The 9,125-nt window shown below is 30.4% G+C and carries 10 protein-coding genes; all 10 read right to left on the reverse strand.

Going from position 1 to position 9,125, the window contains the following annotated elements:
- Positions 1-11: 11 nt before the first annotated feature.
- Complete coding sequence (locus ABD715_RS06640; RefSeq protein WP_344787342.1) at positions 12-1,145, reverse strand: type II secretion system F family protein; 1,134 nt, start codon at positions 1,143-1,145, stop codon at positions 12-14.
- Positions 1,145-1,609, reverse strand: a complete 465-nt coding sequence (locus ABD715_RS06645) for a prepilin-type N-terminal cleavage/methylation domain-containing protein (RefSeq protein ID WP_344787343.1) — start codon at positions 1,607-1,609, stop codon at positions 1,145-1,147. Before ABD715_RS06645 ends, ABD715_RS06640 begins: the two co-directional genes overlap by 1 nt.
- The gene (locus ABD715_RS06650; RefSeq protein ID WP_344787344.1) at positions 1,599-1,931 is read right to left on the reverse strand and encodes a hypothetical protein; all 333 of its coding nucleotides are present in this window, start codon (positions 1,929-1,931) and stop codon (positions 1,599-1,601) included. The genes ABD715_RS06645 and ABD715_RS06650 overlap by 11 nt, the downstream gene beginning before the upstream one ends.
- The gene (locus ABD715_RS06655) at positions 1,919-3,187 is read right to left on the reverse strand and encodes a hypothetical protein (RefSeq protein WP_344787345.1); all 1,269 of its coding nucleotides are present in this window, start codon (positions 3,185-3,187) and stop codon (positions 1,919-1,921) included. The genes ABD715_RS06650 and ABD715_RS06655 overlap by 13 nt, the downstream gene beginning before the upstream one ends.
- Positions 3,184-3,648, reverse strand: coding sequence for a hypothetical protein (locus ABD715_RS06660; protein WP_344787346.1), 465 nt, complete (start codon positions 3,646-3,648; stop codon positions 3,184-3,186). Before ABD715_RS06660 ends, ABD715_RS06655 begins: the two co-directional genes overlap by 4 nt.
- Positions 3,638-3,997: a hypothetical protein gene (locus tag ABD715_RS06665; protein WP_344787347.1), complete on the reverse strand. Its 360-nt coding sequence runs from the start codon at positions 3,995-3,997 to the stop codon at positions 3,638-3,640. The genes ABD715_RS06660 and ABD715_RS06665 overlap by 11 nt, the downstream gene beginning before the upstream one ends.
- A 12-nt stretch (positions 3,998-4,009) precedes the next feature.
- Complete coding sequence (locus tag ABD715_RS06670) at positions 4,010-4,669, reverse strand: hypothetical protein (RefSeq protein ID WP_344787348.1); 660 nt, start codon at positions 4,667-4,669, stop codon at positions 4,010-4,012.
- 242 nt (positions 4,670-4,911) lie between these two features.
- Entirely contained in the window at positions 4,912-5,244 is a 333-nt protein-coding gene (locus ABD715_RS06675) for a hypothetical protein (protein WP_344787349.1), read from the reverse strand.
- A gap of 524 nt (positions 5,245-5,768) precedes the next feature.
- Positions 5,769-6,356 carry a hypothetical protein gene (locus tag ABD715_RS06680; RefSeq protein ID WP_344787351.1) on the reverse strand — a complete coding sequence of 196 codons (588 nt, stop codon included), beginning with the start codon at positions 6,354-6,356 and terminating at the stop codon, positions 5,769-5,771.
- 1 nt (position 6,357) lies between these two features.
- Positions 6,358-9,125: RHS repeat domain-containing protein (locus tag ABD715_RS06685; RefSeq protein ID WP_344787352.1), on the reverse strand; the 2,768-nt coding region annotated here is incomplete at its 5' end.

Consider the following 9,125-nt stretch of genomic DNA (forward strand, 5'->3'; position numbering starts at 1 on the left):
TATATTATAAATCAGCCCATCACACTACTTAATTCAAACATTGGTAAGTACATCGCAATTAAGATAATGCCTACTAAAACACCTACTATTAAAATAATAAAAGGCTCCATTAGCGTAGATAACATTTTAGATTGTTGCTGTACTTGGGTGTTATACTGCATGTTTAATCTATCAAAAATGTACTCTGTCTGGTTAGTTTCTTCTGATACTTTAACAAGTGCAATCATTTTGTCGTCAAATAGTTTATGTTTAGCCAAACTTTTACTTAAACTTTCACCGTTCATTATATGCTCTTCTACTTTCTCTAAGGCGTTTTGTAGTGGATAGAAGTTAATCATTTGTTTAACCAACTGAATACTATTCACAACAGGAACTTTAGATGCCGTTAAGAGAGATACAGCTTGAGTGAATTGAGATAAGTAAACTGTTTTTACAAAGTTTCCAATAAAAGGGAGTTTCAGTATAAATTTATCTTTTAAACGCTTAAAACGTTTTTTTTTGTTTAAAAATGATTGAAATATTATAACCACAACAAGTAATAGAATTATTAGCATCCCATAATCTTGCATAAACTCAGATACGCTAATAATAACTTTGGTTATTCCTGGTAATTCGACTCCCTGTTGTTCAAAAATATCTCGAAACATGGGTACAACATAATGCAACATAAATGTAACAACCAAAACTGCTGTACTTAAAATGATAATAGGGTAGGTTAAGGCATTAACTAAATCTCTACGCTGTTCATTTTTTCTTGAAAAAAAAAAACCTAACTGTTCTATTACTTGAGCTAAAGTACCTGTTTCCTCTCCTATTTTAATAGAATGATATTCGTAATTAGTGAATTGTTTATGTTTTTTCAAAGCTTCAGATAGGCTTTGTCCAGAAACAATATCATCAGAAATGTTTTCCACTATGGCTTTATTCTGAGCCTTTTTTTGAGACTTCCCAATAAGTTCTAGCCCCTCGTTTAAAGATACTCCTGCTTTTAATAAAATACTTAACTCAATATAAAACCCTTCCTTTATTTTATTTGTAAAAGCATTGTTAAACAGTGTTATTTCTTTCTTTAAAAAAGACGTATTATCACTTCTTTCTTTTTTAATAGCGTTTGCGGTCGATATGTTTTCTAACTGAAAAGCCATTAATTCATAAATGAGGTTGCACTGTTTCTTTTAAAAATAAATAAACGTTGATTTGGGAATGATTTTGACCCTTCTAATTTCAAGGCATCAACTTGTCCCTTTTCTATTTTATTTCCATCAAAAAAGAACGCTTTATTTTGAATTTGAATATTGAATGTGTCTCTTCTTTTTAAAATATAGTCATTCTCAAATTTGTAGATTGTAGAGTCTATCTCTGAAGCAAAAATTAGAGCATCCTCTTTTTTATTATACTTTATTTTAGAATACTTGTTAAAATCCACCCATAAAGATTGTTCAAAGGTATTAATTACGGTATTTTCACTAAAGTTGTATTTTATACCCCTCATATGTTTCTGTACTAACTGTAACACCGCAAAAGCTATACCCACAACAATACTTGTTATAATAATTACAACAACCATTTCACTTAATGTAAATGCTTTTATTTTGTGTTTAGTTCTCAACAATTCTTTTTGTAATAGTTTTATTTATATTTCTATTAAAGGCTTCAATTAAAACAATAGTGCTTTCTCTTTCTGTATAGGAGTTAATAGTAACTTCCCAAGAATTATAATCATCACTATAGGGTAGTTGTAAATTATCGTTTATGTATAAATACTGTAATTCATTTAAATGTGCATCTATTAACCTTGTATTACTTCTTATACTGTTAGAAAATAAATTATTTAATATCATACTTGCAATCATAAAGACAACAACGATTAATACGGTTGCAACTAATGTCTCCATTAAAGTAGATGCCTTTATTTTTTTTAGTACAACCATTTAACAATTCCCTTTTTAGCCCCCTTAAAAGTTAACCCCACATACTCTTGTGGAAGATTATCAACAACAATGCTTCCATTATAAATATGATTTTGATATGCTGAACCAGATTGGTTAGCTACAAAGCCAGAAGTATAAACGCTACCATGTACACTGCCCAAAAGTTCTAAGTTCTTATTACAATATACTTCACCCATAATCAAAGCATCCTCATCAATAAAAACCTGAGTATTATAATTTTTTGAACCTCCTAAATACACAATCTGACCTTTAATTTTTGAATACTTTCCTATTTTAAACGGTACAACATCATCCCTGTTATTAGATAGTTTTAAAGTTTGTCTAGAGTCTTTCAAAACTAAAGTACTAGGATAATCAAGTTTGCAATAATCCCCAACCGAAATAGACTCTGTAGCAATAGCTTGAAATGTGCTTTTTACATGATTTTTAATTTCAATTTTCGGAGCTATTAAAACAACATCCTTTAAATGGGATGACTCGTCAACTATTATTTTAGTTTCGGATTGAACTAGGATATGACCTATAAGAGACACTTCTGAAAGGTTTATACTAGAAGTACTATAAATTATTCTTAGAGGATTATAGAACAAATTTAGATGATTTCTACTTCTTTCTAAGTCTAAAAAATGTGTTTCGTTAACTGTGTTTACTTCATTTCTAATATTATTAATACGCTCTAAAAATTCTTTGTTAGGCTTTGGAAGTGTTTTACTTTCTTTTGTTAATCCATAAATAAGCTCATTACCATAATAGGAATGCCCAGAAATATTTCCTGTTCTTACCCCTTGTTTAGGCAAGTAAGCTGTTCCTTTAATTTTTGTATTTCCAACTAGTACTAAAGGTCGATTATTATCTTCAAGGTAAAGTGCTGTTCTATTCATTTCAGGTTGTATTCCCCCAACCAAAGCCACTTTTCTAAATCTCTTATTTTTTATTTTTGATATTGATGTTACTTTTTCTAAAACACCCCAAAAATTTCGATGTATTTGAAGCGTCTTATATGTTTCATCAGTTAAATTAATAAAAACGCTGTCATTCTTTAGTATATTATTATTTAGAACATACTGTATACCTGTATCTGCATTTTGTGTGGTCTCTAGTGTAAAATCTGTTTGAACCTTAAAAGTTTTATAAGTATGTGTTAAAAGAATAAATGCAGACAGTAAAAGAGCAATTACCACAACAACAAACATGGTAAACTGTAATGCTCCACCTTTTATCTTAGAGAAGATCATATCTTTAAAACCGATTTTCTACTTTGCTTGTATTCTAACAAAACACTTTTACTATTCCCTCTTATCAGTTTTATGCCATCAATTTCTTGACCAATTTTCATAAGAATTTGTTTATCATTAATAGATATAATATATATTTTGGCATTACTTTTTTGCTTAACAATGCAACCGTGATATATAATTGGCATCCAGATAACTTTTTCTTTTCTAGATTGTTTTTGTTTGTTACTAGTTGCTTTCTTTTTTACAAGTAATGTTCCTAAAAATGGGTCTCTATTTACCGTTTGAATAGAAAAAGTATCAACCATTTTGTTTTGCTTTGGTATAAACGACCCCTCAAAATCTTGAAGAGCAATTTCTGGAGTACCAGGATTTACCGTACTAAGTATTCTATAACCTAAAACACCCCAAATATTAAGGGCTAAAACCAATAATGCATATGTTTTTGTTTTACTCTTCAATAGTGAAATTTTGTGTGGTATAGCCTGTAGTATAATCTGAGTTTTCTCCTCTAACACGCCATTCAAAATTTTTAGCACTTAAAACCGTAGAAAGCTGTGTGATTTTAACAATAGTATCCTTTACAATTTGTTGGGCATTGGTAAAAGAAGGTGTTGCTACTTGAATGTGATATGTTTCTGCATCGTTAACAGCTTCCCAAGAGAATGTAACAGCGATATTATCTAAAACCGTATTGTTTAAAGGTGCTAAAACGTTAATATCTTTTTCCGAAATATCTTCAACCTCTATAATATCTTCGCATGAGGTAAAGCAAAACACCAAACAAGCCATATGTAAAATAGTTTTCATTTCTTTTAACTTTTAAAATAATTTATTTTCAGTTTTGGCTTTATTCGCAGAACGAAACGTTTTATTAGGGCAACGATTATACTTATCAACTATATCAACAATATTAGTGCGATGTCTTGTGTCTTCCTGCCAACAACAGTTAGATGTATTATAGGCGAAAACAACACCTTCTTTAAACTGAATTATTTCTGATTTAACACCATCTTTATACAATTGTAAAGCATACTGTTTTGATAAATACTCAATTAAAAATACACCACTTGCTTGTTTTATAACATCTAAATTTGCTCTATTGAATGCCATAGATATACTTGTAACAATATTAGTGGATGAGTTATGGCCTAAATATGTTTTTACTCTTAAGTTTTCTTTGGCATTTAAAGCTTCAATAAGCTCTACTTTATCTGCTATTTTAAATTGAATATATTGTGGTTTTACTTTAATAGAATCTGTATAATTTATTGATACATGTTCTGATTGCGAAGCACTAGCTTTTAAAAACGATTTGTAAGTTTGTTTTGTAAATGGTTTTATGAATACCGAAACTTTTATTGGTTTGCTATAACTTGGTAGAGCTGCACTATTATAATTTTTTTGAAGTATAAAATCTTTACCTGAGCCCAAACTACCTATACTAACTTTTTGTTGGGTGTTTGTTTGGGGCTCTTGCATTACCGCTAGAGTGCTACAACTACAAGTAAAAAACACCATTAACAAAAACAACATCGTATATTTTACCATAGTCTAATTTATCTATAAACTATAAAAATATTAGATATTATTTAATTGAGAGTAAGTTTATGCCTTACTATGTATAAGGTTTTGTTTTTAATTTTAAGCTATAAATCCGATAGCATCAATCTCTAAAACTGTATTATCATCCTGAAAATTTCTTGCACTTGAGTATTTCCTGTCTATAGTGTTTTTACAAAACCTGTTTCTACAGGAGTGTTATTTATGTAATCTATTTTTTGTTTTATTACGTTATCGCTCCAAAGCTCTATAGGCTTATTATGGTGTTGCCAAAATTTATATTTATTTACATTACCTTGTTTTTTTTCTGCTCTCTCAAAAATCCATAATAACCATTCTTTTCTACTTTCTTGTGGGTTGTTTTCTTTAGCTTCTATAACTTTTTTGGCTGTGTGCTTCTTAAAACTTCTTAATAATTCCATAGGTTGACTTGTTGTAGAACGAAATATTAAATGAACATGACTTGGCATAAAGTAATAAGCATACAGCCCCATTCCTTTATGTGCTCTGCAATAATCTATACTTTTTGCCAGTACACCAAAGTATAATTCCTTTGTAAATATATCTATCTAGTTTACAGTAGCAAAGCTTACAAAGTATAAACTCGCTTTATTATGAAATTTGTATTTCCTACTCATTAGTCTAAAATACAAAAAACATATTTTTCTTATGTTTTTAATTAGGTCTTGCTAAATATTGCCAGCGTTCGTCTATGACGAGTGACTACAATACCATTAAAAAACAAAGCCTATTCTAGTTTTACCTAGGATAGGCTTATTATAATTTTTCACTAAAATAGACCACAATAAAGTTAATCTTATTACCTATTTAAACTACAATGCAATACTTACTCAATACGGCACCCGACACAGTCGAGCGCTAGCGGGGGGGAATATACCTTTTAAAGCCTTTAAATACGTTTAAAAAGAAAAGGATGAACTTTATGTCCACCCTTTTTAAACTAAATTTATATTTTAATTTATTGTTTTGTAGTTGTTTATGATTTAAAATTATAACATCAACCAATCTGTACCATTACCCGTTCATCGTTCGCATTTCTAATATCTAAGTCTTCGATTTTCGCTCTTTCAATAATATGTTTTACCCCATCGTTTAATTCTTTATAAAAAATTCCAATACTACCTGTATGATGAAAATAGAAAACAAAGTCATGTTTAGGAGCGTAAATCATTATACTATATGAAGCCATATGATTTAAAATGCAATCTAACACTATAGGTAAAAATTTATCCCAATTCAATGACCTACAAAAACCATTATAATCAGGTCCGATTTCATTCTCAATAAGCATGGTTAAATAAGCAGCAGTTGAATTACTTTTACCCTCAGGAGAATAATTATATCTGTCATTATGCAAATCCCAAGTATCTATACAAAAATCACCCCATTCAGAATTGATTCCAAATTGTCCTACTTGCAAGTCATCTATGAATTTTTTAAACAGAGAGTAAAAAAGAATTGTTATTTCAGTAACATCTATATCTAACTTTGAATAAAGTTCAAATTTATACCCATCACTTTCTGGTAAACTTTCAAAATTTAACCAGTTATAAGCTTTGAATTGTGTTTTTTTTAGTAATTTCAATTTATTTCACTGTTTTTAATTGTCCCCAAGGAATAAGTTTTCCTATTCCTCCTTTATGTTTATTGATAATAAAATCTCCAAATCCATCCGCATCTTTAAACCATTCTAATCCTTTTTTAGACTCTTTAAATACTTTAAACTTACTACCTCCATGCCCAGCTCTATCAATTGCCCACCATAAACCATCTGACTTGCTTTTATACATTGTACCAAAAGTCTTGTGGCTTTTGATTTGAGAAGCACCAGTCTTCGACAAGCGCCAAAGCCCTCTGCCCGACTTGACTGGTCCTCCCACTGGTACCGTTCCTGCCATTGGAGCTAGCCCTATTACCTTGCCATCATAACCTATACTATATGATAAACCATTATACTCCATTTGACCATTATGAAAGAGTGCTTTTGCCAAAAAACCTTCTGTAGGGGATTGAACTTGCGCCCCTTTAAGGAGAAAATGACCATTTGTATTTTGATTTTCAAATGAATAGTACTCGGAATTTCTTATGTTATAAGCTGTTCTTATGGCAGCAAGCTTAGTTGAGTTTTCATCTCCCACAGTAATAGTTACTTCTGGTAATATTACAGTTCCAAGCTCTAACTTATCTCCAGATTTATTACTGTTATTATTTCCATATTGCTTCTTTAATGCAGCAAAAGCAAGTTTCGCGTGTTCTTCCGTATACCTAACTCCTCCATTTATTTTTTCAACAGCACTACCAGAAGGGTCTGACCAAAATACTGGATTATTATTATAACCTGTATAAGTTGATTGAAAATAATGAATTACTGGGTCAATAGTAGTCCATCTAGCTATTGCAGGGTCATAAGAGCGTAAAGGCATTTCATATAAATCTAACCCTAAAGCCTCTTCATACTCAACACCATTATACAACTCGTATTTATGATTAGTAACAGGATTGTTATTGTAACCCTTATGTTTTAAGCCAAAGGGATAGTAGTTGTTCTCTTCCAGTATTTCAGAAGATGTAACACTTCCATTGTTGTTACTATCTTTATAACTCAACCTTACATTTCCTAAATGGTCTTTATATTGGTAAACATATTCATAACCATTAGAGATGTCTACATACCCCTCAGCATGATTAAAAAATTTCAATGAACTGCCTTCATATACATAATTACCTGCATATTCAGTTGTACCACTATCTGTTCCGCTAACAACCTTTTTTAGTTTTACACCTGTGGCATCGTAAAAGTAAGAAATTGTTCCCACATTTCCTCCTTTGTTTATAGAAACACTTACTGGTAAGTTTAAATGATTATAAGTAATATTGGTTATTCCTTTATTATCATCTCTATACATATTGCCATTAGCATCATACCAATAGTCTTGATCATTTACACTGCTATCTTTAAACCCATAATTATTATTCCCTGCATTATGTACTTTATAGAGTTTATTACTTTTTTCGCTATTAAAGTAATCGTAGTTTAAAACATCCATGTTTTGGTAGTTAGACGAATTTTGCCATCCATCTCTTGTTAGATTCTGAATATTCCCATTTTTATCATAAGCGATATTAGAAACATCGTAATTTCCATTATAACTGTATGCAGATTCTATTCTGTTAAGTCCATCATAATTATATTTATACCAACGTAAAGCATTATCATTAGCTGTTTTCCATTCAGTTTCAGAAATATTACCATTGTACAGTTTTGTTGCACTATGATTTACTGTATTGTAATTAATTTTAAATCCAAATAAATCATTTCCTAAACTTGCTGTATTGTTTATTTGTTTTAACCAACCTCTTATGTTATAAGCATAATCTACTGTTTGTAAACCTTTGGAAGTATTAACTATTTTTAGGCTCTTTATTTTTCCTTGATTGGAATATATAGATCCATCTCCTATTAGAGTTCCTGAAGAGCTTGATGTTGATGTATAAAATACAATGCCGTTTTTGGAGTACTTAATAGTACTACCTGTACGCTCTACTCTAAAAATATCTTCAGCTTGATATGATCCAAAATAACCTTTGTAGCTCCCCGATTCGTACACGTAAACATTATTGTTAGAGTGCGTATAAAGAGCATAGTCTATGCTATTATAACTGGCACTTGAATTATCACTAGATAATCCTACCATAAATGTTTTATTGTTTTGTGGGGCTTCGTATTCTATATAACCGTTATTAGAAAATGAGCCCTTAGTAGCAAGCCCTCCATTCCATCCTGTAGAAGTTGTTTTTATTAATTCATTATTGCTTAATGTAACTCTAACTAAATCTTTATATCCATCTATGGTAGCTTTCCCTCCTACATATTTACTTTCTAATTGACCTAAATCGTCATAATTATTTTCGACTATTAATTCATCTGCCAAACTATTTATTTTTTGTTTTTGAGATACTAAGCGTCCTACATGGTCATAAGTAAAAGTTTCTACTGTTGTTATAGTTGATTTGCCTGTTTTGGCATGTGTGGTCGTTGTTTCTAATACTTGTCCTGTAAAATCTAATTGACTCTTTATTTTATCTGTTGTATTTAAATATGCATTATGGCTATATATATAAATAGGTCGCGCCTTATCATCATAATAACTTACAGAAGTTATCCATTTCACAGGGTTAGAATCTAAAACTCTTACCTTACTGCCTGTTGTTAATCCTTTTACATTGGTTGTTGGTGTTTTTCCATATGAGGTCTCTGAATTTCCTGAGACTTTATCGAAGGTATAGTTATCGTAGTAGTTTATGGTGTAAATTTCTGAAACACTATGAGGTATTGCTGTATTAGTATAATATA

This window comes from Postechiella marina, from assembly GCF_039538365.1.
Taxonomy (GTDB): Bacteria; Bacteroidota; Bacteroidia; order Flavobacteriales; family Flavobacteriaceae; genus Postechiella; species Postechiella marina.